At 65.6% G+C, this 24,563-nt stretch carries 20 protein-coding genes; 17 read left to right on the top strand and 3 right to left on the bottom strand.

Annotated features, from left to right (window positions below):
* The first annotated feature begins 89 nt into the window (after positions 1 to 89).
* The gene (locus tag ACRECX_RS07110) at positions 90 to 260 is read left to right on the top strand and encodes a DUF1328 domain-containing protein (protein ID WP_431558129.1); all 171 of its coding nucleotides are present in this window, start codon (positions 90 to 92) and stop codon (positions 258 to 260) included.
* A gap of 96 nt (positions 261 to 356) precedes the next feature.
* Here ACRECX_RS07110 and katG read toward each other — a convergent pair whose 3' ends face one another.
* Together katG and ACRECX_RS07100 are read right to left on the bottom strand one after the other, a co-directional pair.
* Positions 357 to 2,522 (bottom strand): catalase/peroxidase HPI, encoded by a 2,166-nt coding sequence (gene katG, locus ACRECX_RS07105; RefSeq protein WP_431558128.1) that lies wholly within the window; start codon positions 2,520 to 2,522, stop codon positions 357 to 359.
* A 135-nt stretch (positions 2,523 to 2,657) separates the two neighbouring features.
* On the bottom strand, positions 2,658 to 3,578 hold the full coding sequence (locus ACRECX_RS07100; protein WP_431558127.1) for an alpha/beta fold hydrolase: 921 nt from the start codon (positions 3,576 to 3,578) through the stop codon (positions 2,658 to 2,660).
* Between the two features lie 429 nt (positions 3,579 to 4,007).
* Here ACRECX_RS07100 and mraZ point away from each other — a divergent pair, with 429 nt between their 5' ends.
* The 12 genes from mraZ to murB all read left to right on the top strand — a co-directional run bounded on the left by mraZ (position 4,008) and on the right by murB (position 17,725).
* The gene (gene mraZ, locus ACRECX_RS07095) at positions 4,008 to 4,490 is read left to right on the top strand and encodes a division/cell wall cluster transcriptional repressor MraZ (protein ID WP_431558126.1); all 483 of its coding nucleotides are present in this window, start codon (positions 4,008 to 4,010) and stop codon (positions 4,488 to 4,490) included.
* Positions 4,490 to 5,515, top strand: coding sequence for a 16S rRNA (cytosine(1402)-N(4))-methyltransferase RsmH (rsmH, locus tag ACRECX_RS07090; protein WP_431558132.1), 1,026 nt, complete (start codon positions 4,490 to 4,492; stop codon positions 5,513 to 5,515). Before mraZ ends, rsmH begins: the two co-directional genes overlap by 1 nt.
* 34 nt (positions 5,516 to 5,549) lie before the next feature.
* A complete protein-coding gene (gene ftsL, locus ACRECX_RS07085) occupies positions 5,550 to 5,894 on the top strand; it encodes a cell division protein FtsL (RefSeq protein WP_431558125.1) in 345 nt (114 codons plus the stop codon).
* A 14-nt stretch (positions 5,895 to 5,908) separates the two neighbouring features.
* Entirely contained in the window at positions 5,909 to 7,603 is a 1,695-nt protein-coding gene (locus tag ACRECX_RS07080; RefSeq protein WP_431558124.1) for a peptidoglycan D,D-transpeptidase FtsI family protein, read from the top strand.
* 78 nt (positions 7,604 to 7,681) lie between these two features.
* Complete coding sequence (locus ACRECX_RS07075; protein ID WP_431558123.1) at positions 7,682 to 9,142, top strand: UDP-N-acetylmuramoyl-L-alanyl-D-glutamate--2,6-diaminopimelate ligase; 1,461 nt, start codon at positions 7,682 to 7,684, stop codon at positions 9,140 to 9,142.
* Positions 9,135 to 10,553: a UDP-N-acetylmuramoylalanyl-D-glutamyl-2,6-diaminopimelate--D-alanyl-D-alanine ligase gene (locus ACRECX_RS07070; protein WP_431558122.1), complete on the top strand. Its 1,419-nt coding sequence runs from the start codon at positions 9,135 to 9,137 to the stop codon at positions 10,551 to 10,553. Before ACRECX_RS07075 ends, ACRECX_RS07070 begins: the two co-directional genes overlap by 8 nt.
* Before the next feature lie 23 nt (positions 10,554 to 10,576).
* Complete coding sequence (gene mraY / locus ACRECX_RS07065; protein WP_431558121.1) at positions 10,577 to 11,665, top strand: phospho-N-acetylmuramoyl-pentapeptide-transferase; 1,089 nt, start codon at positions 10,577 to 10,579, stop codon at positions 11,663 to 11,665.
* 12 nt (positions 11,666 to 11,677) lie between these two features.
* A complete protein-coding gene (gene murD, locus ACRECX_RS07060) occupies positions 11,678 to 13,093 on the top strand; it encodes a UDP-N-acetylmuramoyl-L-alanine--D-glutamate ligase (RefSeq protein ID WP_431558120.1) in 1,416 nt (471 codons plus the stop codon).
* Complete coding sequence (gene ftsW / locus ACRECX_RS07055) at positions 13,090 to 14,268, top strand: putative lipid II flippase FtsW (RefSeq protein ID WP_431558119.1); 1,179 nt, start codon at positions 13,090 to 13,092, stop codon at positions 14,266 to 14,268. Before murD ends, ftsW begins: the two co-directional genes overlap by 4 nt.
* Positions 14,265 to 15,368: an undecaprenyldiphospho-muramoylpentapeptide beta-N-acetylglucosaminyltransferase gene (gene murG, locus ACRECX_RS07050; RefSeq protein ID WP_431558118.1), complete on the top strand. Its 1,104-nt coding sequence runs from the start codon at positions 14,265 to 14,267 to the stop codon at positions 15,366 to 15,368. Before ftsW ends, murG begins: the two co-directional genes overlap by 4 nt.
* A 9-nt stretch (positions 15,369 to 15,377) precedes the next feature.
* Entirely contained in the window at positions 15,378 to 16,808 is a 1,431-nt protein-coding gene (gene murC / locus ACRECX_RS07045) for a UDP-N-acetylmuramate--L-alanine ligase (protein ID WP_431558117.1), read from the top strand.
* Positions 16,805 to 17,725: a UDP-N-acetylmuramate dehydrogenase gene (murB, locus tag ACRECX_RS07040; RefSeq protein ID WP_431558116.1), complete on the top strand. Its 921-nt coding sequence runs from the start codon at positions 16,805 to 16,807 to the stop codon at positions 17,723 to 17,725. The genes murC and murB overlap by 4 nt, the downstream gene beginning before the upstream one ends.
* 2 nt (positions 17,726 to 17,727) lie before the next feature.
* Here the strand turns inward: murB and ACRECX_RS07035 are convergent, their stop codons facing one another.
* Entirely contained in the window at positions 17,728 to 19,278 is a 1,551-nt protein-coding gene (locus ACRECX_RS07035; RefSeq protein WP_431558115.1) for a serine hydrolase, read from the bottom strand.
* A 170-nt stretch (positions 19,279 to 19,448) separates the two neighbouring features.
* On the opposite strand from ACRECX_RS07035, the gene ACRECX_RS07030 reads away from it, so the two are divergent.
* The 4 genes from ACRECX_RS07030 to ftsZ all read left to right on the top strand — a co-directional run bounded on the left by ACRECX_RS07030 (position 19,449) and on the right by ftsZ (position 24,489).
* Entirely contained in the window at positions 19,449 to 20,381 is a 933-nt protein-coding gene (locus tag ACRECX_RS07030; protein ID WP_431558114.1) for a D-alanine--D-alanine ligase, read from the top strand.
* A 65-nt stretch (positions 20,382 to 20,446) separates the two neighbouring features.
* The gene (locus tag ACRECX_RS07025; protein ID WP_431558113.1) at positions 20,447 to 21,361 is read left to right on the top strand and encodes a cell division protein FtsQ/DivIB; all 915 of its coding nucleotides are present in this window, start codon (positions 20,447 to 20,449) and stop codon (positions 21,359 to 21,361) included.
* A gap of 24 nt (positions 21,362 to 21,385) precedes the next feature.
* Positions 21,386 to 22,681 carry a cell division protein FtsA gene (gene ftsA / locus ACRECX_RS07020; RefSeq protein ID WP_431558112.1) on the top strand — a complete coding sequence of 432 codons (1,296 nt, stop codon included), beginning with the start codon at positions 21,386 to 21,388 and terminating at the stop codon, positions 22,679 to 22,681.
* A gap of 86 nt (positions 22,682 to 22,767) precedes the next feature.
* Positions 22,768 to 24,489, top strand: a complete 1,722-nt coding sequence (ftsZ, locus tag ACRECX_RS07015; RefSeq protein ID WP_431558111.1) for a cell division protein FtsZ — start codon at positions 22,768 to 22,770, stop codon at positions 24,487 to 24,489.
* Positions 24,490 to 24,563 lie beyond the last annotated feature (74 nt).

The following is a 24,563-nucleotide window of genomic DNA, read 5'->3' as shown; positions in this document are numbered from 1 at the left end:
CTTTTTAAGGGACCTCTTTGACAGGTGTGGGTGAAACCGAGGCGGGCACTTGCGCGTTGACTCGGCGTCTCAGCGGAAGGAGACCTGCTATGCTCGGTTGGGCTTTGACGTTCCTCGTGATCGCGCTCATCGCTGGCCTTCTTGGCTTCGGCGGCGTCGCCGGCGCTTCGGCGGGAATTGCGCAGATCCTGTTCTTCATTTTCCTCGTGCTGCTCGCGATCTCGCTCGTCATGCACTTTATGAGGGGCGCAGCGCGTTAGTACCGCGCCTCGCATAAGAGAAACGGCCGGCGCGGATGTCTCCGGGCCGGCCGTTTCGTTGGAAGCGCGGGAGGAACTGCGCTTCAGCTACTGAGATCAGGCGAGATCGAAGCGATCGGCGTTCATCACCTTGGTCCACGCGGCCACGAAGTCCTTGACAAACTTTTCCTTCGAGTCCGAACACCCATAGACTTCCGCGAACGCGCGGAGCTGCGAGTGCGAACCGAAGATCAGGTCGACGGCAGTGCCGGTCCACTTGAGTTCGTTGGTCTTGCGGTCGCGACCCTCATACAGGTCGTCGCCAACCGCGTGCCATACCGTGTGCATGTCGAGCAGGTTGAGGAAGAAGTCGTTCGTCAATCTGTCCGGTGTCTTCGTGAAGACGCCGTGCTTCGAACTCTCGGCATTGGCGCCGAGAACGCGCAAGCCGCCGAGTAGGACCGTCATCTCCGGCCCCGTCAACCGCAACAGCGCGGCCCTGTCCACCAGCGCCTCTACAGGCGACATGAACTGAAGCTTGTTGCTGTTGATATAGTTGCGGAAGCCGTCGGCGCGCGGCTCAAGCGGCGCGAACGACTGAACATCGGTCTGCTCCTGCCATGCGTCCATGCGGCCCGGCGTGAAGGGGACCTTGACGTCGACGCCAGCATCCTTTGCGGCCTTTTCAACTGCTGCACTGCCGGCAAGGACGATGAGGTCGGCGAGCGATACGCTCTTGCCGAACTCCTTCCGGATCGCCTCGAGCTTAGCGAGGACTCTCGAAAGCCGGGCGGGCTCATTGACTTCCCAATCCTTCTGCGGCGCGAGGCGAATGCGCGCGCCGTTAGCCCCGCCGCGCTTGTCGGAGCCGCGGAATGTTGAGGCGGACGCCCAGGCGGTCGAAACCAGGTCGGACACCGAAACGCCAGAGGCGAGGATCTTCGCCTTGAGCTCGGCGATGTCCGTGTCGCTCACGAGATCGTGGTCCGCAGCCGGAATCGGGTCCTGCCAGATCAATATCTCCTTCGGCACGAGTGGGCCGAGGTAACGAACCCGCGGGCCCATGTCGCGATGTGTGAGCTTGAACCATGCGCGGGCAAACGCGTCCGCAAATTGGTCCGGATTCTCATAAAAGCGCCGCGAGATCTTCTCGTATGCCGGATCGAAGCGCAGCGAAAGATCCGTCGTCAGCATGGTCGACACATGCTTCTTCGACTTGTCGAAGGCGTCCGGAATGCTTGCTTCCGCATTTTTCGCCTTCCATTGCTTGGCGCCTGCCGGGCTCTCCGTCAGCTCCCACTCGTTCTCGAACAGGTTCTTGAAGAAGAGGTTGCTCCACTTGGTCGGCGTTTGCGTCCACGTGACTTCCGGACCGCCGGTTATTGCGTCGGCGCCGATCCCCGTGCCGTGCTTGCTCTTCCACCCGAGGCCCTGATCCTCGATGGCGCCGCTCTCCGGCTCCGGTCCGACCAGCGAGGGATCGCCGGCACCGTGCGTCTTGCCGAAGCTGTGGCCGCCGGCGATCAGCGCGACAGTCTCTTCGTCGTTCATCGCCATTCGGAAGAACGTCTCGCGGATGTCCCTGGCCGCAGCGATCGGATCCGGGTTACCGTTCGGCCCTTCCGGATTGACGTAGATGAGGCCCATCTGCACCGCCCCAAGCGGCTCCGCGAGCTGGCGTTCGCCGCTGTAGCGTTCGTCGCCTAGCCAGGTTCCCTCAGGACCCCAGAAGAGTTCTTCCGGCTCCCACACGTCGACACGACCGCCGGCGAAACCGAACGTCTTGAAGCCCATGGACTCGAGGGCGACATTGCCGGCGAGGATCATCAGGTCGGCCCAGGAAATCTTGCGGCCGTACTTCTGCTTGATAGGCCACAGCAGCCGCCGCGCCTTGTCGAGGTTCGCATTGTCCGGCCACGAGTTGAGCGGAGCGAAGCGCTGCTGACCAGCGCCGGCGCCGCCGCGGCCGTCGGTGATGCGGTAGGTTCCGGCGCTGTGCCAGGCTAGGCGGATCATCAGGCCACCGTAGTGCCCGAAGTCGGCCGGCCACCACTCCTGCGAGTCCGTCATCAAGTCATTGAGGTCCTTGATCACGGCGTCGAGATCGAGCGTCTTGAACTCCTTGGCATAGTCGAAGTCCTTGTCCATCGGATCGGACAAGTCGGAGTTGCGATGCAGCATTTCGAGGCTCAGAGCATCCGGCCACCAATCGCGGTTGGTCCGGCCTCTGAAGCTTGAGTGTTTGACCGGGCACTTCCCAGCGTCATCGACTTTTGCGTCCATTGTTCTTCTCCGATCGTGGACCTTCAGTAGCGTGAGGGGTGGCAAGCATGCGTGCGCCGCACAATAAGCGCAAATCGAATTTGCCTATCCTAGTGATAAGTAACGCTTATGGCTGCGAGCCGCGGAGCAGGCCGATCAACCGCCGAGGAAGCCTTGGAGCAGGCCTAAAGTCGCTTCGGGCTGCTCCTCTTGCGGCATGTGTCCGCAGCCCTCGACAATCTTCAATGTGGACTTGGGCAAGGTGCGGCGGAGCTTGATGCCCACGTCGAGCGGTACGATGCGGTCGTGGTCGCACCACATGATGAGTGTGGGTACCGCGATCGACCTATAGCGCCTGGAGATCTCCTCCAGATCCTCGGGCACGATCTGGCGCGCGCTATGGATGATGGCGTGCTTGCCGGCGGCGGTCCGAAGCGGCGCGGCGTAGACTTCGACCTCCTCGTCGCCGATCTTGCTGTTGTCGAAATAGGCGATCTGCAACGCAATTCGCGTCTGCACCGCCGGCGGCACCATGCGCACGCCGAGATGGGAAAACAACGGCATGTCGAGCATGCGGAAGAACACGGGGATGTTCTGCGGATAGGCGATCGAGTCGATCAGCACGAGCCTGGTGATGCGGTCCTTGAGGCGGTCGTCGAGCGCAAGCACCAGCGCCACGCCGCCGCCGAACGAGTGGCCGACGATCGTTAAATCGCGCAGGTCATGATCCTCGATGAACTGCGTGAGCAGCTCGGCCTGATCGAATACAGAGTAGCGGGTGTCGAATGGCTTGTCGGACTGGCCGAAGCCCTTGAGGTCGACGGCGATAACCCTATGGCCCGTGGCAAGCTCGGGCGCGATGCGCCGCCATGTGTAGGTGCTGGCGCCGAAGCCGTGGATGAGGAGCACCGGTGCGCCGGTGCCTTGCTCTTCGTAGAAGAGATTGACGGGCGCGTCTGGCGGTCCGAGCCGCGCGAACCACGGGTCCTGATCGATAGCGCCGGCCTCGGTCCCTAGGAGGACGAATGTGGCGACGGCGAGCGTGGCGGACGCCGCTTTTAGTCTGCTTAGCACCATTGACGCAAAGCCCGTCGTCCCTCGTTCCGGCGGCAAGTGGGCGCCTGAAATAAGCAAACTCTGAGGCCGCCACGTTGACGAATCAGTTGGCAACGCGGCGTTAACCCTAAAGTCTTTGTAGCCTGGTTCCCGCGCAGCCAGCAATCGGCCGGCAACCCGAGCCCTCGCGATGGCGTTTGCGTTCAGAGAATTAGCCATTCCCAAAGGTCTCATGCGGCAGCCCGGCGCTTTCCATTGACGCCCATAAATTCCCATGATATCCCATTCAAGCCCGTTCGGTGAGTGGGGTGGAGGAAGCAGGCAGCGCTTCCTTTGAGGCCACGGGGGGATCCAGCGCCACTTCCTCCACCCATTTTCCCAGGCGGGTGCCTGCGCCGAAGCGCCGTTCGTCCAGTCAATTCCGTCGGCTTCGATGCGCGAGAGGGGGAGATGGACCAGTTTGTGTCGACATTCACCAATAAGATCGACACCAAAGGCCGCGTCTCGGTCCCCGCATCCTTTCGGACAGTCCTCGCCAAAGACGGCCTCGACGGCATCTACTGTTATCCTTCGCTTGACGCGCCAGCGCTCGACGCCGGCGGTCAGCGCCTCATCGACAAGATCAATCGTCTGGTCGAGGACCTCGCGCCCTACTCCGATGAGCGCGATGAGCTTGCTACCGCCCTGTTCGGCACCAGCGAAATCCTCTCCATCGATCAAGACGGCCGTACGATTCTCCCGGAGCGTCTGCGCGAGCACGCAGGCATCACGAGTCACATCACTTTTGTCGGGCTCGGCGAAAAATTTCAGCTTTGGGAGCCGAAGCGCTTCGAAACTCATCTCGCGGAGTCGCGCAACAAAGTACGTGACCTTCGCAAGCTACTCGGCGCGGGGCGCCGCGATCGCGGCGGGCCAGAGGGAGCACGGGAATGATGGCGGGTCGCGGCAGCACGGCTGCCGCCGGCGGACCGGCCCGCCACATTCCCGTGATGCTCTCGGAGGTCCTGGCGGCGCTTCAGCCTAAGGACGGCGAGATCATCGTCGACGGCACGTTCGGCGCCGGCGGCTATGCGAAAGCGATCCTTGGAGCCGCCGACTGCAAACTCATCGCCATCGATCGCGACGCGGAGGCGTTCGCCTTGGGCGGCGCATTGGTGCAGCGCTATCCAGGCCGGGTCATGGCTGTGCTCGGCTGCTACAGCGACATGGAAGCGATCGCCGCGAGTGAAGGCTTCGCATCCGTCGACGGCGTGACGCTCGATCTCGGCGTCTCGTCGATGCAGCTCGACCGGGCCGAGCGCGGATTCTCCTTCGCCAAGGACGGCCCGCTCGATATGCGCATGGGTGCCGAGGGGCCTACGGCGAGCGACCTCATCAACGCGCTCGCCGAGGAGGAACTCGCTGAAATCATTTTCGTTCTTGGCGAGGAGCGGCGGGCACGCGCCATCGCCCGTGCCATCGTCAAGCGGCGCGGCGAAGCCCCGATCACCAGCACCGGCGAGCTCGCCGACATCGTCGTCGGCGTGATCGGCCGCAAGCGCGACGAGACCAAGCATCCCGCGACCCGGACCTTCCAGGCGCTCCGCCTTTATCTCAACGCGGAGCTCGATGAACTGGCGCGGGGCCTCTCCGCCGCCGAGCGCCTGTTGAAGGCTGGCGGCCGCCTCGTGGTGGTGACGTTTCATTCGCTGGAGGACCGCATCGCCAAGCGCTTCTTCGCCAGCCGCAGCGAGCCTGGACCCAAGGGCTCGCGGCATCTTCCCGAAGCGGCCGAGCAAACTCTTCCGCCAAGCTTCCAGCTTCTTAACCGGCGTCCGTTAGAACCGAGCAAGGAAGAGATTCGGCGGAACCCGCGGGCCCGCTCGGCCCGGCTCAGGGCGGGCGAGCGCACGGGGGCGGCCGCCCATCCGCTCGATCTTGGGACGCTCGGGGTGCCGCGGGTCGCGCAGCTCATGTAAAGGGGGGACGCGGGGTCTAGTTCGCGTTTGTATCATGTTGCGTTTCGTCAATATCTGCCTGGTCCTGGGCCTCGTCGCGCTCGCCTATGTCATCTATCAGGCGAAGTACGAGGCCCGCGCTCTCGACGAGAGGATCATCGTCCTCAAGATGGAGATCGAGGAAGAGCGCGAGGCGCTCGCCGTGCTGCGCGCCGAATGGGGTCTTCTCAATCGGCCCGAGCGCATCGAGCGGCTCGCCAAGAAATACCTCAAGCTTGCCCCGGCGCACCCTCAGCAGCTTGTCATTCTGGACGAGGTCACGTCGAGCAACCTTGAACAGAAGCCGGCGCTGCCTGTCGCTCCGACCCAGGCGGCTGCGTTGAAGCCTGCGACCAACTAGGGCGGACGGCCACCTTGCGCGACAACGACAGAGCAGACCCCGCCGAAGCGCGCGCCGCACGGGCCTACCACGCCCGCTGCCGCTATCGCTTCCGGCTTGCCTGTCTCGGCTTTGCCGTGGCCTTTGTCCTGATCGGCGGGCGCCTCGTGACCCTCGGCTTCGCCGGCGCCGAACGGGGGAGTGGTGGCCTCTATGACATCTCCACCACGGTCCACCGACCCGACATCCTCGACCGCCACGGCCGGCTGCTTGCCACCGACATCAGAGGCGCCACGCTCTACGCCGACCCCAAACGCGTCATCGATCGAGACGAGCTGGCCGAGCAGGTCGCGAGCGTGCTCCCCGACGTCAACGCCAGGAGCCTGCGCGAACGCATCAAGGCGGGCAGCCGCTTCGTCCGCATCAAGCGCGAGCTGACGCCGAAGCAGCAGGCGGAGATCTATGAGCTCGGTTTGCCGGGCCTCGGCTTCATCCAGGAGTACCGCCGCGTCTATCCTGTCGGCGCCACCGCGAGCCATGTCGTGGGCCTCGTTGATGTCGACAACCGCGGCCTCGCCGGCATCGAGAAGTTCGTCGACGACAATCCGCAGCTCACCATGGCGAGCCCGCAGACCGCGTCCGGCGAAGAGACCGTTACCTTGTCGCTCGACGTCGGCGTGCAGCACGTGCTGCGCGAGGAGCTCAAAGCTGCCATGGCCAACTATCGCGCCAAGGCCGCGGCCGGCGTCGTGATCGACCTGCACTCCGGCGAGGTGCTGGGACTCGTATCGCTCCCCGACTTCGACCCGAACCATCGCGAGCAGGCCCTCGACAAGGACCGTCTCAACCGCATCGGCTTCGGCGTCTACGAAATGGGCTCGGTGTTCAAGGTGTTTAGCGTGGCAGGTGTGCTCGACCTCGGACTGGCGTCGCTCAACACGAGCTATGACGCCTCGAGCCCCATCCGCTACGCCTCCTTCACCATCAGCGACTTCCACGGCAAGGGGCGCCCACTTACCGTGCCCGAGGTGTTCATCTACTCGTCGAACATCGGCGCCGCCAAGATGGCGCTCCAAATGGGCGTCGACCGCCACCGTGCCTTCCTCAAGAGGCTCGGCTTGCTGAGCCCGGTCACCACCGAGCTCGGGCCGAGCGCCATGCCGATCGTTCCGCAGCACTGGCAGAAGCTCAACACCATGACCATCGCCTTCGGTCACGGATTGTCGGTGACGCCGCTTCAGCTCGCCGCCGCCACGTTGCCGCTCGTCAACGGCGGGATCGGCGTGACGCCGACCTTTTTGCCGCGGTCGCGCGAGGATGCGCTCGCCACCAGTCCCCGCGTGCTCAAGGCCGAGACCAGCGCCGCCATGCTCAAGCTCATGCGCATGAATGTGGTGAAGGGCACCGGCAAGCGCGCCGAGGCCGCAGGCTACCGCGTCGGCGGCAAGACGGGCACGGCCGAGAAGGTGGTCGCCGGCCGCTACTCGAAGACAGCGCTGCTGACGAACTTTCTTGCCGCGTTTCCGACCGACGATCCGCAATATCTCGTGCTCGTCATGCTCGATGAGCCGCAGCGAGTCGCGGCCAGCAACAACCACGCCACCGCAGGCGTCAATGCGGCCCCGACCGTCGGCAAGATCGTGGCGCGGGTCGGGCCGATTCTTGGCGTGCCGCCGAAGCTCGAAGAGACCGAGCGCCGGTTTGACGCCAAGGTTACGGCCTCCTATTAGAAGGCTCGTCTCTTCGCGGGAACTAGCCAAGCCCTTGAATTTGTCGAGGGAAACCGCCCTTTTGGGGTCTAGTCGAACATGATTCTGGGTGAGCTTATCGGGCCCGAGGCGCCGCTGCGGGAGGAGTGGCGCGACCTGCCCATCGCCGGGCTTGCCGCCGACAGCCGGCAGGTGAAGCCCGGTTACCTGTTCGCGGCGCTGCCTGGAGTGAACACTGACGGTGCACGCTTCATCACCGATGCACGCGCGCGGGGTGCGTCGGCGATCTTGGTTCCAGAAGGCACGCTCCTCGCGGATCCCGAGATGCCGGTGATCGCCGATCCCGATCCGCGCCGGCGGCTTGCCTTGATCGCCGCGCGCTTCTTCGGTACGCAGCCGGAGACGGTTGTGGCCGTCACCGGCACCAACGGCAAGACCTCGGTGGCCTCGTTCGTGCGCCAGCTGTGGGCCGGGCAGGGGTTCCAAGCGGCGAGCCTCGGCACGGTCGGTCTCGTCGGTCCGCGCGGCACACAGGTGCTGAAGCACACCACGCCCGACCCTATCGAGCTGCATGCGCTTCTCGCCGCACTTGCCCGCGATGGCGTTACGCATCTCGCCTTCGAGGCGTCGAGCCACGGGCTGCAGCAGCGGCGTGTCGACGGCGTGCGCCTTTGCGCCGGTGCGTTCACCAACATCTCGCGCGATCACTTGGACTATCACGCGACCTTCGAGGACTACTTCACGCAGAAGCTCCGCCTATTCCGCAAGCTTCTGCCGCGCGGCGCCGCAGCAGTGGTCGATGTCGACGGCCAAGGCGGCATCCGCGTGGCCGAAGAGGCGAGCGCGGCCGGACTCCAACTCGTGACGGTCGGCCGCGCCGGCGAAGCCTTGCGGCTCGTCTCCGCCGAGATCATCGGTTTCGCCCAGTCGCTCGTGATCGAACACGGGGGTCGCGCGCACTCGGTGCGCCTGCCGCTGGTCGGCGAGTTTCAAGCCGCCAATGCACTGGTCGCCGCCGGCCTTTGTCTTGCCACCGGCGCGCGCGCCGAAGACGTGCTGCCTCTTCTTGCCGATCTGCGCGGCGCCCGCGGACGCCTCGATCTCGCTGGCACTGCGGAAGGCGGCGCGCCCATCTTCATCGATTACGCCCATACCCCCGACGCGCTTGCCAAGGCACTCAATGCACTCAGGCCTTACGTCGAGCGGCGCCTCCTGGTGGTGTTTGGCTGCGGCGGCGATCGCGACAGGGGCAAGCGGCCGGAGATGGGAGCGGCGGCCGTGGCCAAGGCGGACGTGGCCATCGTCACCGACGATAATCCGCGTAGCGAAGAACCCGCCGCAATCCGGCGCGAGATTCTCGCCGGCGCGCCCGGCGCCATCGAGATCGGTGACCGTGCCCTGGCCATCGCCGAGGCCGTCGCCATGCTGGGAAGAGGCGACGTCTTGCTGGTGGCGGGCAAGGGCCACGAGACCGGCCAGACCATCGGCACGACCGTCATCCCGTTTTCCGACCACGACGCGGTGTCCGCCGCCTTGGCACAAGAGGCGAAGATTGTCTGAACCGCTGTGGACTTTGCAGGAGGTCTCGGCCGCCACGGGCGGCAAGAGCCGTGGCGTGGCCGACAGTCCGGTTGCCGGCTTCTCCATCGACAGCCGCAGCCTCAAACCCGGCGAAGGCTTCATCGCCATTCGTGGCGAGCACCGCGACGGTCACGCCTTCGTTGCCGCCGCGCTCGAAGCGGGCGCTCCCTGCGCCGTCGTGGATGCGGCGTTCCCCGAAGGGGACGAGGAGCGCTTGGTGCGCGTCGCCGACACGTTCGCCGCCTTGAACGACCTCGGCCGCGCCGGCAGGGCGCGCGCGAAGCGCGCCGTCGTCATCGGTGTTACCGGCAGCGCCGGCAAGACCGGCACCAAGGAGGCGCTTCGGCTCGCTCTTGAGCCGAGCGGCACGGTGCATGCTTCTTCGAAGTCCTTCAACAATCATTGGGGCGTGCCGCTCACCCTTGCCAACATGCCTCGTTCGGTCGGCTTCGGTGTGTTCGAAATCGGCATGAATCACCCCGGTGAGGTCGACGTGCTGACCCGGTTGGTCCGCCCGCACATTGCCATCGTCACCACGGTCGAGCCGGTACATCTCGGCTTCTTCGCTTCCGTCGAGGAGATCGCCGACGCCAAGGCGGAAATCTTTCACGGCCTCGAGCCTGGCGGCACGGCGATCGTCAACCGCGACAATCCCCATCACAAACGCCTGGAGCGCCATGCCCGCGACCATGGCGCCAAGGTCGTCGGATTTGGCACGACGGCGGTGGCCGACGCCCGGCTGCTCACGGCGGAGCTCATGCCGGACGGCTCGAAGGTCACCGCTGACATTCTCGGTGAAACCGTGAGCTACCGCCTCGGCGCGCCCGGTGCGCATGTCGTGCAGAATTCGCTTGCCGTGCTCGCCGCCGTGAAGGTGGCCGGCGCCGACCTGAGGCCCGCTGCGGCGGCGCTCGCCAACCTCCACGCGCAGGCCGGCCGCGGCCAGCGCATCGTCATCGACGCCGAGGGCGGCCGCGTCGCCATTCTCGATGAGTCCTACAATGCGAACCCCGCGTCCATGCGGGCGGCGCTTGCTACCCTCGGCCTCACCCCGCGCAGTGAGTTCCGCCGCCGCGTGGCGGTGCTCGGCGACATGCTGGAGCTAGGGCCGGAGGGCCCGCGCCTGCACCGCGAACTCGCGGAGGCCGTTGACGGGGCCGGGGTAGATGTAGTTTTTGCCTGCGGCGAGCTGATGGGCTCGCTTTACGAGGGTTTGCCGGCAAGCCGCCGGGGGGCCTATGCCAAGACTGCCGAGGAGCTTGCGCCCGGCCTGCTTGAAGGCGTAGGCCCAGGGGACGTGATCATGGTCAAGGGGTCTTTGGGCAGCCGCATGGCCCCGCTCGTTGAGGTGCTGAAGCGCCGATTCGAGGCGGAAAGCCTGTCGGCCTGAGGGCCAGTTCGGGGGAGAGGGCGATGCTCTATTGGTTGGCCGAGCTTGCGCCGGAGCTGACGTTCCTCAACATCTTCCGCTACATCACGTTCCGGACCGGCGGGGCCGTGCTGACGGCACTGCTGTTCGTCTTCTTCTTCGGCCCGCGCGTGATCCGTTCCTTGCGCGTCCGCCAGGGCAAGGGCCAGCCGATCCGCAAGGAGGGGCCCGAGCGTCATCTCCTCCAGAAGCAAGGCACCCCGACCATGGGTGGCCTCATGATCCTCTCCGGCGTCACCGTCACGGTGCTGTTGTGGGGCAATCTGTCGAACCCATATGTGTGGGTCGTGCTGCTGCTCACCCTCGTCTATGGCGCCGTCGGGCTCTATGACGATTACCTCAAGGTGACTAAGCAGTCGGCGGAGGGCTTCCGCGGACGCATCAAGATCATCATCGAGACCGTCGCCGCCTTGGTCGCCACGACGGTCATCGCCTCGGTCGGTCAGGAGCCTTTGTCGACCTCTCTTGCCATCCCGTTCTTCAAGGGACTCATGATTCCCCTCGGCTGGTGGCTGTTCATTCCCTTCGGCACCTTCATCATTGTCGGCGCCGGCAATGCGGTGAACCTGACCGACGGCCTCGATGGGCTCGCCATCGTGCCGGTGATGATCGCCGCCGCCACCTTCGGTTTCATCTGCTATCTCGTCGGTAACGCGCTCTTTGCCGACTATCTCCAGATTCATTTCGTACCCGGCACCGGCGAGCTTGCCATCGTATGCGGCGCATTGGTGGGCGCGGGTCTCGGGTTTCTGTGGTTCAACGCGCCGCCCGCGCTCATCTTCATGGGCGACACCGGCTCGCTCGCCCTCGGCGGGGCGCTTGGCACCATCGCCGTCGCCACCAAGCATGAGCTGGTGCTCGCCATCGTCGGCGGCCTGTTCGTGCTGGAGGCCGTCTCGGTGATCGTCCAGGTCGCCTCGTTCAAGTTTTTCGGCAAGCGCGTGTTCCGCATGGCGCCGCTGCATCACCATTTCGAACAAAAGGGCTGGCCTGAATCCACGGTGGTCATCCGCTTCTGGATTATTGCCGTGGTCCTTGCTCTTGCCGGCCTCGCCACCCTGAAATTGCGCTAAGTTGCTAGCATCATGATTCCCGTGACCATCTTCGCCGGCTGCGACGTTGCAGTGGTGGGCGCAGGGATGAGCGGCCTTGCCGTCGCGCGCTCGCTTGAAGAGGGCGGCGCCCGAGCCGTTGTGTGGGATGACAAAGAATCGGCGCGCGCCGAGGCTGAAGCCGCCGGGCTCACGGTCGCCGACCTTAGCGCCGCCGACTTCAAGCGCTTCGCCGCGCTCGTACTCGCGCCGGGCATTCCCCTGACGCACCCCGCGCCGCATTGGAGCGTTGTCGCGGCGCGGCGCGCAGGCGTGGAGGTCATCGGCGATATCGAGCTGCTGTTCCGCGAGCGCGCCCAGCAGAAGTCCAAGAGCGAGGTCGTCGTCATCACCGGCACCAACGGCAAGTCGACGACAACGGCGCTCACGGCCCATCTGCTCGGTTCGGCAGGGAGACGCGCGGCGCTCGGCGGCAATATCGGCAAGGCGGTGCTCGACCTTGAGCCGTTCGCCGACGGTCTCACCTACGTGCTCGAGCTATCCTCGTTCCAGATCGACCTCACGCCCTCCTTGGCGCCAGACGCCGCGGCGCTTCTCAACATCACCCCCGACCATCTCGATCGTCACGGTACGCTGCAGGACTACGCGCGCATCAAGGCGCAAGTGTTCGGCAATCTCGGTCCTGAGGCGACGGCGGTCATCGGCGTCGACGATGAGCCCTGCCGCGCCATCGCCGAGAGCTTGCGCGGTATCTTCGCGGTGAAGCGCATCGCCGTCGGCCGCGCGGTGCAGAACGGCGTATGGGCGTCAGACGGTGTGCTGCTCGAGATGGAGGGGGGCCGAGAGATGGGACGCACCGATCTTGCCGGCATCGGCTCGCTCCGCGGCGCGCATAATTGGCAGAACGCCGCGGCGGCCTACGCGCTCGCCCGCTCGCAAGGGCTGGATGCGCCCGCGATCCAGCAGGGCCTCAACAGCTTCGCCGGCCTCGCCCATCGCATGGAGCAGGTGGCGCGGCGCGGCAATGTGCTGTTTGTCAATGATTCCAAGGCGACCAACGCGGATGCTGCCGGCAAGGCCCTGGCAAGCTTCGATGACATATACTGGATCGTCGGTGGCCGGGCGAAGGAGGGGGGATTGTCGGGGCTCGAGCCGTTCTTTCCCAAGATCGCGCGCGCCTACCTGATCGGCGAGGCGGCGGACGCCTTCGCGCGCCAGCTCGGCGGCGCGGTCGATCACGTCCACTGCGGCACGCTCGATCGAGCGGTCGCTGCGGCGGCGGCCGACGCCGCCCGGTCGCGGGCGAAAGAACCGGTTGTGCTATTGTCGCCCGCCTGTGCGTCCTATGATCAGTTCGACAACTTCACCAAGCGCGGCGATGCCTTCCGCGACATCGTCATGCGCCTCGATGGCGCGCAAAGCGTGAGCCGGCAAGGACGGGCGGCATGAGGATCACTCGCGCCGACAAAAGCGTCCTCTCCGACTGGTGGTTCACCGTCGACCGCCTGATGTTCTTCAGCCTCGTGCTGCTCATGGGCGCAGGTCTCGTGCTGTCGCTCGCGGCTAGCCCGCCCATCGCCGAGAAGCACGATCTCGAACACTTCTATTTCGTGCGCCGCCATGCGGGGCTGCTTCTGCCGGCCTTGGCCATCATGTTCGCCGCGTCGACTCTGACGCCGAAGCAGATCAGGCGGACAAGCCTCGTCATCCTTCTCGTCGGCATCGCGTTGATGATCCTGATCCTGTTCTTGGGACCCGAGATCAAGGGCGCCAAGCGCTGGCTTCAGCTGGGCGCCTTTTCGCTCCAGCCGTCGGAGTTCGTGAAGCCTGCCTTCGTCGTGCTCACGGCGTGGCTGTTCAACGAGAGTCAGAAGCGCAAAGACGTGCCGGGTCTTGAGCTCGCCATCCTCGTCTATGCGATCTTTGCGCTGCTGCTCGTGCTCCAGCCCGATTTCGGCCAGACCCTGCTCGTCACGCTCGTGTGGGGCGCGCTGTTCTATATGGCAGGCATCAACATGGTGTGGATTTTGGTTCTCGTCGGCGTTGCCATCGCCGGGCTGGTCACCGCCTACTATCTGATGCCCCACGTCGCCTCGCGGATAGACCGCTTCCTCGATCCCGCCTCCGGGGACACGTATCAGTCGGACCGCTCGCTCGATTCCTTCTTGCATGGCGGCTGGTTCGGGCGCGGGCCGGGCGAGGGGACCGTCAAGGACGTCCTGCCCGATTCCCATTCCGACTTCATCTTTGCCGTGGCGGCGGAAGAGTATGGGTTAATCGCCTGCCTGTTTTTGCTGACTCTGTTCGCCTTCATCGTGCTGCGCGGGCTATCTAAGGCCTCGCAAGAGCCTGACGGGTATATTCGGCATGCCGTGGCGGGGCTCGTTATGCTGTTCGGCCTGCAAACCTTGATCAACATGGCCGTCAATGTCGGCCTGCTCCCGGCCAAGGGCATGACCCTGCCGTTCATCTCTTATGGCGGCTCATCGCTGCTCGCCATGGCGCTGACCATGGGCTTCGCGCTGGGCCTCACCCGCAAGCGGCCGATGGCGGGACGGCTCAAGCACCCGGCGCGCGCCGAGCACGAGGCGGAAGCGGCAGGCGCAAGGGGTCAGACGGCGTGACGACGCGCACCATTCTTCTCGCCGCCGGCGGCACGGGGGGCCACCTCTTCCCGGCTGCGGCGTTGGCCCAGGAGCTGGCGCGGCGGGGCTACGCGGTCGAGCTCGCCACCGACGAGCGCGCCGAGCAGTATGGCTCCGATTTCCCCGCCCGCGCCGTGTACCGCATTCCCTCGGCGACCTTCACCAGCCGTTCGCCCCTTGCCGTGATGAAAACCCTCGGTCGTCTCGGCACCGGGTTCCTCCGGGCGCGCCGGTTGCTCGAAATGGTGCAGCCCCTCGCCGTCATCGGCTTCGGCGGCTATCCGACCTTGCCGCCGATCATGGCGGCGCGCTCGCTCGGCATCCCCACCATGATCCACGAGCAGAACGCGGTGATGGGTCGCGCCAACCGTCTCCTGTCGCGCTTCGCCGATGGCGTCGCACTCTCCTTCTCGCCGACGAAGAACCTCCGTAAGAGCGCCGAGGCGAGGGCGCAGGTCACCGGCAACCCCGTCCGCGACGCCGTGGCCGCCTATCGCAAGGTGGCCTACGTGCCGCCGGAGCCGGCCGGGCGGCTGCTTCTGCTCGTGTTCGGCGGGAGCCAGGGCGCGCATTTCTTCGCCGAGTCCGTGCCGCGGGCGCTGGAGCAAATGCCTTCGCCTTTGCGTTGGCGCCTCACCGTGGTGCAGCAGGTGCGCGCCGAAGACCTCACCGACTTGCGCGAGGCTTATAAGGAGGCGAACATCGCCGCGCATCTGGCGCCGTTCTTCCGCGACATGCCCGAGCGGATCGCCAACGCCCATCTCGTGATTGCCCGCGCCGGGGCGTCGACTGTGGCGGAACTCACGGCGATCGGCCGTCCAGCGCTCCTGGTGCCGCTGCCACATGCTCTTGACAACGACCAGCTCGAAAACGCTACTCGCCTGGAGCAAGCGGGCGGCGGCTGGTGCATGCGCCAATCGGACTTGACACCGGACCGCCTGGCCAACGAACTCGCCCGGTTGCTCGGCGCGCCGGACCTTCTCGCCAAGACGGCGGCGAAGTCCAAGGCCATGGGCAATATCGATGCGGTGAAGAAGCTCGCCGACCTCGCCGAGGAGCTGGCGGGACCCGTAGAGTAAGGCGTCAATATGCATCTGCCACCGCCGGAGACGACAGGCCTGTTCCACATCGTGGGCATCGGCGGCATCGGCATGAGCGCCATCGCCGAGGTGATGCACACTCGCGGCTACCGCGTGCAAGGCAGCGATCTCAAAGACGGCCCCAATCTCGAGCGCTTGCGCGGCCACGGCATCACGTGCCTCATCGGCCACGACCCGGCCAATATCGCCGACGCAAACTTTCTTGTGATCTCCAGCGCCGTGAAGTCCGGCAATCCCGAGTTCGAGGCGGCCAAGGAACGCGGTATTCCCATCATTCGCCGTGCCGAGATGCTGGCCGAGCTGATGCGCCCATGCGCCACCGTGTCCGTCACCGGCACCCACGGCAAAACCACCACCACCTCGCTCGTCGCCGATTTGCTCTACGGCGCCGGGCTTGATCCGACGGTGCTCACCGGCGGCATCATCAATGCGTGGGGCACCAATGCGCGCATCGGCAAGGGCGAGTGGATGGTGGTCGAGGCCGACGAGTCCGACGGGACCTTCCTCAAGCTCCCGACCCAGATTGGCGTCGTCACCAATATCGATCCGGAGCACATGGACTACTGGGCGTCGGAGGAGACGCTGCATCAGGCTTTCCGCCAGTTCATCGACGCGATTCCCTTCTACGGCCTTGCCGTCGCCTGTATCGATCATCCCGTCGTGCGCGAACTACTGGCTAAGCTCGGCGGCGCGGCCAATGGACGGCGCACCTTGACCTACGGCGTTGCCCGCGACGCCGATATCAGGCTCGTCAACGTGCGCCCCGATTACAACAGCATCACCTTCGATGCCGATCTCGGCCCTGCCGTCAAAGGCGGCGCGCGCAAGCTCGAGGATCTCACCCTGCCGGCACTCGGTCACTACAATGCGCTCAACGCTCTCGGCGCGCTGGCGGCGGCGACGGAAGCCGGAGTGAGCGACGAGGTAATCCGGGCCACCTTCGCCGCATTCTCCGGCGTGAAGCGACGCTTCTCCCGCGCCGGCGAATGGCAGGGTGTCGCCGTCTACGACGATTACGCCCACCATCCGGTCGAGATCGCCGCCGTCTTGCGCGCTGCGCGCATGGCCGGCAAGGGGCGCATCATCGCCGTGATGCAGCCGCACCGCTATTCTCGGCTCCAGGCCTTGTTCAATGAGTTCTCCGCCTGCCTCGACGACGCCGATATTGTCGTGGTGACGCCCGTCTATTCGGCGGGCGAAGCGCCGATTCCCGGTATTGACCGTGACGAGCTCGCCTCAGGGCTCCGCCGCCACGGCCACCCGCACGTGCTGACAATAGACGACGAGGAATCGCTGACTTCGACTGTTGCCGCTGTCGCCAAGCCTGGCGATCTCGTGGTCGGCCTTGGCGCCGGCACCATCACCGACTGGATCAATGCGCTGCCCGCCCGCCTCAAGCAGCTTGGAGGGGCGGCGTGAACGGAGCTGGCCTGCGCGCGCGGCTGACAGTGGCGCTGCCTGAGTTGCGCGGCCGTCTCACGGCGGAGGCGCCGCTGAAAGACTACACCTGGTTCAGGGTCGGCGGCCCTGCGGAAGTGTTGTACTCGCCCGCCGACGAAGCCGACCTCGCTTATTTCATGAAAACTCTCCCCGCCGACGTGCCCGTCACCATGATCGGTCTCGGCTCGAATTTGCTCGTGCGCGACGGCGGCGTCGAGGGCGTGGTCATCCGCTTGGGCCGCGGCTTCGGCGACATCAAGATCGAGGACGGATCTCGCCTGAGAGTTGGCACCGCCGTGCCCGACGTGAAGGTGGCCCGCGCCGCGGCCGACGCCGGCATCGCCGGGCTCTCATTCTATCGCGGCATCCCCGGCGGCGTCGGCGGCGCGCTCCGCATGAACGGCGGCGCCCATGGCCGCGAGACCTGCGAGGTGCTGGTCGAGGCCCGCGCCGTCGATCGCCAAGGCAACGTGCATGTCGTCCCCGTCGCCGACTTTCATTACGCCTACCGCCATTGCGGCGCGCCGGAGGATTACATCTTCACCGAGGCTCTGCTTCAGGGCGAACCTGGCGACCCCGAAAGGATCCTCGCAGAGATGGACGAGATCGCCGCCTACCGCGAAGAGGTGCAGCCGATCAAGAGCCGCACCGGCGGGTCGACCTTCAAGAACCCGCCGGGCAAGAAGTCGTGGCAGCTCATCGATGCCGCCGGCTGCCGCGGGCTTGCGATCGGCGACGCCAAAGTCTCGGAGATGCACTGCAACTTCCTCATCAACGAGGGCAACGCCTCCGCCGCGGATATCGAGACCCTGGGCGAGACCGTCCGCGCGCGGGTCAAGGAGACCAGCGGCGTCGATCTCGAATGGGAGATCAAGCGCCTCGGCACGCCTCGTTGAGTCTAGTCCTGCTCGACGCGTTCGAGCACGCCCTGTCCGTCGTCGTTGAGATCCTCGATGGTCACCTGGCGCGCCGTCTGGTCGGGACCGATCTCGAAGGTGACGGAATACGGCATGCCGGGCGTTTCCGCTTCAGGGTAGTAGATGAAAAGGTCCCGGTCGAAATGGGAGAGCGGGAACGACCTCTCGCCGTCCGGTCCGAGCCTCAGTTGCAGCCCGCCATTTCCTTCGACCACCTCGGCGTTGCCGAGATAGTCGTTGGCGTAGGTTCCCGCGTAGGCGGCAAATGGCAGCGCCGGCGAGGGCGAAGCCGGCGGCGTGCCGTAGAGCTTCTGGGCCGCCTCCAGAACCGGTCCGAACATCGAGCCGTAGATCGCGTTCCACTTGGCAATCCAGTCGTCGGTCACGTCGCCCTTGAACACGAGATCGAAGTAGACGTCGCACAGCCCATCAGGGACCCCGGTCGGGAACGCGTTCGACAGAACTACGACGCCGAGCTGCGTTTCGGGAAGCAAACACACGACCGTCCGTGCGCCCTGGCTGAAGGCCCCGGCATGGCCCCACTGCGTGCCGTATCGCGTGTAACCGAGGTTCCAGCCGAGGCCATAGAATGACGGGCCGCCGCTCACGGGGTTGTCGCCGCGATCGATGAGTGGCGCATGCGAGGGCGCTAGTGCCTCTTCCTTGATGAGCTGCTTGCCGTCAAACTTGCCGTTGCCGAGCACGAGCCGCATCCATTGCGCGAGATCGCGCACATTCGAGCTGATGCCTCCTGCCAGCGACTGTGGATCGGGATTGCGCTTGACGAGCGGCGTCCATTTCCCGCGATACTTCGCGTGCAGCTCGGCACGATTTGCGTGCTTGAGGAAATCTTCATGGCGCGAGCTGGTTGAATCCATGCCGAGCGGCGCGAACAGCTTTTCCTTGGTAACGTCTTCCCACGACTTGCCCGTCGGCTTGGCTGCCGCCACCGCGCCCTCGGTCAGTCCGAAATTGCTGTAGGCGTAGCCCGCGCGGAAGCTCGACGTCGGCTTCAAAAGATGCAAGCGGGAGAGGATCGTGTTGCGATCAAAACCGAGCCCTTCCAGGTCGTTGCCGGCATTGCCCGAAAGCCCGCTGCGATGGGCGAAGAGATCGGTAACCGTGACCTGCTCGGTCGGATAGGGTTGCGCCAGCCTGAAGGCAGGATCGAGATCGCTGATGCGCGAATCCCAGCCGACGAGACCTTCGCTGACGAGCGCCGCCACCACGGTCGAAGAGACCGGCTTGGACAGCGAGGCAAGCTGGAACACGGTGTCGGCATCGACCGTGCCGGGCTTCCCTTCCTCGCGCAGCCCGAAGCCGCCGGTATAGACCACCTCGTCCTGGTAGACGATGGCGATCGACAGGGCCGGCACGCCCCCATTCGCCACCTGCTCTTGCGCGATCTCCTCGAGCTTCGGCAGCGCCGCGAGCACCTTCTCCTTGGTCGTCGTCTCGGCGAAGGACGCGGTCGAAATTAACGGCGCAACGAGGGCCAAGATGAGTGCGCGAAGCCAAATACCAAAATGCATGACTGTCCCTCCGTGCCGATCGGGCGGCCGGGCAGGCTAGCAGGCGTGGAAACCCGCGAATAGAGCTTCCGCTTGACGTGACATCAAATGATGTCCGCGCGGATTCCTAAATCGGTCCGATTCAGCTACAGCAACCGGACCACGGCATTGAAACCACGAGGGACACGAATATGGCCCAGGAAAAGCACGTCGCCGTCTTGATGGGAGGGCTGTCGTCGGAGCGCGAGGTTTCGTTGCGCTCGGGCGCCGCCTGCGCCAAGGCCCTCGAAGGGGAAGGCTATAAGGTCACGCAAGTGGATGTCGGCCGTGACGTTGCCGCCCGTCTCGCCGAAATCGCGCCCGACGTTTGCTTCAACGCGTTGCACGGGCGCTACGGCGAGGACGGCTGCATCCAGGGCCTGCTCGAGACCTTGGGCATTCCCTACACCCATTCGGGCGTGCTCGCCTCGGCACTCGCCATGCACAAGGAGCGCGCCAAGGCGGTGCTGCGCGTGGCCGGCGTACCTGTGGCCGAGAGCCGCGTCGTGTCCCGGGCCGAGGCCGCCCGCGCTCACGTCATGCCGCCGCCTTACGTCATCAAGCCGCCGACCGAGGGCTCGTCCGTCGGCGTCTATATCGTGCGCCACGACCAGGCCCACCCGCCCCAAGAGCTGACCGCGGCCGATTGGGCCCTTGGCGAGGAGCTCATGGTCGAGCGGTTCATCCCGGGACGAGAGCTGACCTGCGCGGTCATGGGCGAGGAGGCCCTGGGGGTCATTGAGATCCGCCCGGCTGAAGGCCTCGCCTTCTACGACTATGAGTCGAAATACGCTCCGGGGGGGTCAATTCATGTCCTCCCGGCCCCGCTTAAACCAAATGTTTACCAATTGGTACAGAAGCTGTCGGTAGCGGCTCATAGGGCACTGGGCTGCCGTGGGGTCAGTCGATCCGACTTCCGCCTCGACGACCGGCCAGAAGGCACGGGGGAACTGATCTGCCTTGAGGTCAATGCCCAGCCTGGCATGACGTCCACGTCGCTTGTGCCCGAGCTTGCAGCCTATGGCGGCCGCTCGTTCGGCGAGCTTGTCCGCTGGATCGTGGAGGATGCGTCGTGCAATCGCTAGGCCCGGCAAGGGGTCACGCCAGGAAAAGGGGGTCGCAAGCGGCCCTGCTTGCGCGCGGTATCGCCATGCCGCGGCAGTCCTCCCGTGGCTTGCCGGTGCTGTCGGGGGCGCGTGCGCTCGTTAGCCGAAGCCCGAGAAGCGTGCGGCTCGGCCGGTTAGGCCGCGACCGCGTGCGCGGCAAATGGCTGCTGCTCAGCCTGTTTTTCCTTGTGAGCGCGGTCGTCTATGGCGCCATCATCGGCGGCCAGACCGGTCGCGTCTTCAATGCCCTGGTGCATGGGGTCGAGCGTCTCGCCGTTGCCGCCGGCTTCGGCGTGAAGCGGGTCACGGTCGAGGGTCAGCGCCACGCCACCGACGCCGCCATCACCGCCGCGCTCGCCGCCGGTCCCGACACCATGATGCTCGGCTTCAATACCGACTCAGCCAAGGAGCGGCTGGAGTCGGTGCCCTGGATCCGCCACGCCCAAGTCATGCGCCTCCTGCCCTCGACCCTCCAGGTCGTAATCGAGGAGCGCAGCCCTTACGCCGTTTGGCAATACAAGGGCGAGACCTTCGTCGTCGACGATGATGGCGTCGTGCTCGCCCCAGCGCTGCCGCAAGCCTATCCGCACCTGCCCCTCGTTGTTGGCGAGGGCGCCGGCAAGCATGCCGCCGCGCTGTACCAGGAGCTCGAAACTTACGGCGAGCTGAAGCAGAAGATGCTCGCGGCTCTCAGAGTCGGCGATCGCCGCTGGACGCTGAAGCTGCGTTCCGGACTCGAGATCATGTTGCCCGACGACAATATCGCCGTGGCGCTCGAGTCCCTCACGAAATTCGAACAAGAGCATCGCGTGCTCGAACGAGATTTGGCGGCAATCGATCTGCGCCTGCTAGACCGCATCACCGTGCGTCTGCGCGAGGCCGCGATCGCCATGCCGGACGTTGGCGCGCCGCGCGATGTGCCGACCGCGAGCACCGGCGCCACTAAAGGCAAGACATAAGACGAAGGTTTGAGGGCAGGGGGAATGACCTACACGACCACGATCAGGAGCAAGCGTCAGCGCATCGTCACCGCTCTCGACATCGGTACGAGCAAGGTGTGCTGCCTGATCGGCAAGACCTCGCCTGCACCCGATTGGTTCGAGGGCAAGGGCGACGCCGTGCAATTCGAGGTGCTCGGCTTCGATCACACCCGCGCCGAAGGCCTGAAGGCCGGCATGGTCACCCATCTCGACAGCGCCGAGCACTGCATCCGCGCCGCGGTCGATGCCGCCGAGCGCATGGCGGGCGTCACCGTCGAGGACGTGCATGTCTCGGTGACCTGCGGCCGCCTCAAGAGCGAGAGCTTCTCGGCCAGCGTCGCCCTGCCGGCCGGCGCCGTGCGCGACGAGGATGTACAGCGCCTCCTCGCCGGCGGGCGTCAATACGCCGCCCGTGACAAGCGCGCCGTGCTGCACGCTTTGCCGACCGGCTATCGCCTCGATGAGAATAGCGGGATCAGCGAGCCCCAAGGCATGTGCGGCGAGCGGCTGGCCGTCGACATCCACACCGTGACCGCCGACGAAGTCGCCATGCGCAACCTCATGCTGTGCGTCGAGCGCTGCCACCTCGGGGTGGCGGGCCTGGTCGCCGCGCCCTATGCGAGCGCGCTCTCCGTCATTACCCAGGATGAAGCCAAGCTCGGCGTGGCATGCATCGATTTCGGCGCCGGCACTACCACCATCTCGGTGATTGCCGACGGACATTTCATCCACACCGACGCGATTGCGCTTGGTGGCAATGCCATCACCACCGATATCGCCCGCACCTTGGCCGCGCCCATCGACCATGCCGAGCGCCTGAAGACGTTGCACGGCGCCGCCTTCGCTACGCTCTCCGACGAGCGCGAGATCATCACCTACCCATGTGTCGGCGGCGTGGCCCAGGGCAGCCTCAATCAGATCACCAAGGCGCAGCTCGCCTGCATCATCCGGCCCCGCATCGAGGAGATCCTCGATCTGATGCGACGCCGCCTCGCATCGAGCGGTCTCGCCGCCGAAGTCGCGCAACACCTGGTGTTGACGGGCGGCGGCAGCCAGCTGACCGGTCTGCCGGAACTCGCTTCGAACATGTTTGGACGCCCGGCGCGGCTTGGCCGCCCGCGGGCCATGAATGGTTTGCCGCCGGTGGCGACCGCGCCGGATTTTTCCGCCGCGATCGGCCTACTCCTGCATTGGGCGCGCGGCGACGACAGGCTCGGTGCCCGCACCGAGCAACGGTTCTTGCGTACGGGGACAGGCTACTTCGCCAAGGTCGGCGAGTGGATCATGGAGAACTTTTAGACGGACATTGGCCCGGGGCCGGCGCGCGTGCGGGGAGCGCCAGACGGGCCGTAGCAAGGGACAATCGCTTAGATTGAAAAGCCGCCATGACAATCAACCTTAGAGTTCCAGATCTGACCGAACTCAAGCCGCGCATAACCGTGTTTGGTGTGGGCGGCGCCGGCGGCAACGCCGTCAACAACATGATCGAACGTGGCCTGAAGGGGGTCGAGTTCGTCGTCGCCAACACCGACGCGCAAGCTCTGATGAGCTCGACCGCCGAGCGCCGCATTCAGATGGGCGCGAACGTCACCGAAGGCCTCGGCGCCGGCTCCAAGCCGGAGATCGGCGCGGCCGCGGCCGAGGAGGCCATGGCCGACATCAAGGCCCATCTCGTCGGCTGCCATATGGTGTTCATCACCGCCGGCATGGGCGGCGGCACCGGCACCGGCGCGGCACCGGTCATCGCCCGCGCTTCGCGCGAGGAGGGCATCCTCACTGTCGGCGTCGTCACTAAGCCGTTCCAATTTGAAGGGTCGCGTCGCTACCGCGCGGCCGAGATCGGCATCGAGGAACTGCAGAAATACGTCGATACGCTGCTCATCATTCCGAACCAGAACCTGTTCCGCGTCGCCAACGAGAAGACGACTTTCACCGACGCCTTCTCGATGGCCGACGACGTGCTACGGTCCGGCGTGTCCTGCATAACCGATCTCATGGTCAAGGAAGGCCTGATCAATCTCGACTTCGCCGATGTGCGGGCCATCATGGCCGGCATGGGCAAGGCGATGATGGGCACCGGCGAATCGGCCGGCGATCGGCGCGCCATCGAGGCGGCCGAGGCTGCGATTGCTAATCCTCTGCTTGACGATGTGTGCATGAAGGGCGCGACCGGACTTCTGGTGTCGATCACCGGCGGCAGCGACCTCACTCTCTACGAGGTTGACGAAGCCGCGAGCCGCGTTCGCGCCGAGGCTGATGGCGAGGCCAATATCATCGTCGGCGCCACCTATGACGACGAGCTTGACGGGCGCATCCGCGTGTCGGTGGTCGCGACCGGCATCGGGCTCGCTCCGGGCGAGATGCAACAGGCTCCGGCCGCGCCGGTGCAGGCTGCTCAGCCGGATCGAGGCCGGTTGAGCGAGCGCCTGGCTGGGCTTGCCGCCCTGCCGAGTGCTGGACCCGAGGAGCCGCCCGTCGATCTCGACCAAAGCCTGGTCGTTCCCGCCAATGATGCGTCGGCGGAGTCGGCGGTGTGGCGCGCCGCAAACAACGTGACGATCGAAAAACGGCCTGCCCAGGTGACTGGGATCGCCTTGCCGCGCGCGTCCGCGCCACAGGCGCAAGGCCAGCGGACGGCCTTCCAACCGGCGCCCCCCAGCGCCATCAAGCGGCCCGTGCGGCGCATGCCGAATGTCGAGGAACTTCCCATCGTCGCCCAGAAAGCGCTCAAGGCGCAGAATGGGGAGGCTCCATCCGTCGGCCTCGCGGCTCAGAAGCGCAAGATTGGCTTCCTGGAGCGCCTTGCCAATGTCGGCCGTGGCCGCAGCAAGGACCAGGATGCCGAGATGCCGGCGAAGCTCGAGCCCGAGTTCGGCCAGCGGCGCGTGGCGCCCGAAATGCCCCGGCCCGAAGCGCCCCGGGTTGAAACCCCGGCGCCGAGAGCCGTGCGGATCGAGCGGCCGAGCGTCGAGGGCCTTAACGCCGCGCCGCGGCGGGTCGAACCCCAGCCTCGGCTCGCCAAGGCGGAGGTCGCGGCCTCTCAGGCAGAATCATACGACGAGGACGATCTGGAGATTCCCGCGTTTTTGCGCAGGCGTGCGAACTGAGGATCGGCCAGGCGTTAACCAAACCGCCTGGCCGAGCCCGACAAAGGCGACAAAAATGTTGTTAAAGCAGTGTG

Source organism: Methyloceanibacter sp., assembly GCF_050726195.1.
Lineage (GTDB): Bacteria > Pseudomonadota > Alphaproteobacteria > Rhizobiales > Methyloligellaceae > Methyloceanibacter.
This window is presented reverse-complemented; position numbering and strand designations above follow the sequence as displayed.

Coding starts and splice junctions, on each gene's coding strand:
- ACRECX_RS07075 (WP_431558123.1), top strand. CDS start 7,682: ATGATTCTGGGTGAGCTTATCGGGCCCGAGGCGCCGCTGCGGGAGGAG.
- ftsZ (WP_431558111.1), top strand. CDS start 22,768: ATGACAATCAACCTTAGAGTTCCAGATCTGACCGAACTCAAGCCGCGC.
- katG (WP_431558128.1), bottom strand. CDS start 2,522: ATGGACGCAAAAGTCGATGACGCTGGGAAGTGCCCGGTCAAACACTCA.
- mraY (WP_431558121.1), top strand. CDS start 10,577: ATGCTCTATTGGTTGGCCGAGCTTGCGCCGGAGCTGACGTTCCTCAAC.
- ACRECX_RS07110 (WP_431558129.1), top strand. CDS start 90: ATGCTCGGTTGGGCTTTGACGTTCCTCGTGATCGCGCTCATCGCTGGC.
- ACRECX_RS07030 (WP_431558114.1), top strand. CDS start 19,449: ATGGCCCAGGAAAAGCACGTCGCCGTCTTGATGGGAGGGCTGTCGTCG.
- murD (WP_431558120.1), top strand. CDS start 11,678: ATGATTCCCGTGACCATCTTCGCCGGCTGCGACGTTGCAGTGGTGGGC.
- mraZ (WP_431558126.1), top strand. CDS start 4,008: ATGGACCAGTTTGTGTCGACATTCACCAATAAGATCGACACCAAAGGC.
- murC (WP_431558117.1), top strand. CDS start 15,378: ATGCATCTGCCACCGCCGGAGACGACAGGCCTGTTCCACATCGTGGGC.
- ftsA (WP_431558112.1), top strand. CDS start 21,386: ATGACCTACACGACCACGATCAGGAGCAAGCGTCAGCGCATCGTCACC.
- rsmH (WP_431558132.1), top strand. CDS start 4,490: ATGGCGGGTCGCGGCAGCACGGCTGCCGCCGGCGGACCGGCCCGCCAC.
- ACRECX_RS07100 (WP_431558127.1), bottom strand. CDS start 3,578: ATGGTGCTAAGCAGACTAAAAGCGGCGTCCGCCACGCTCGCCGTCGCC.
- ACRECX_RS07025 (WP_431558113.1), top strand. CDS start 20,447: ATGCCGCGGCAGTCCTCCCGTGGCTTGCCGGTGCTGTCGGGGGCGCGT.
- ftsW (WP_431558119.1), top strand. CDS start 13,090: ATGAGGATCACTCGCGCCGACAAAAGCGTCCTCTCCGACTGGTGGTTC.
- ACRECX_RS07035 (WP_431558115.1), bottom strand. CDS start 19,278: ATGCATTTTGGTATTTGGCTTCGCGCACTCATCTTGGCCCTCGTTGCG.
- ftsL (WP_431558125.1), top strand. CDS start 5,550: ATGTTGCGTTTCGTCAATATCTGCCTGGTCCTGGGCCTCGTCGCGCTC.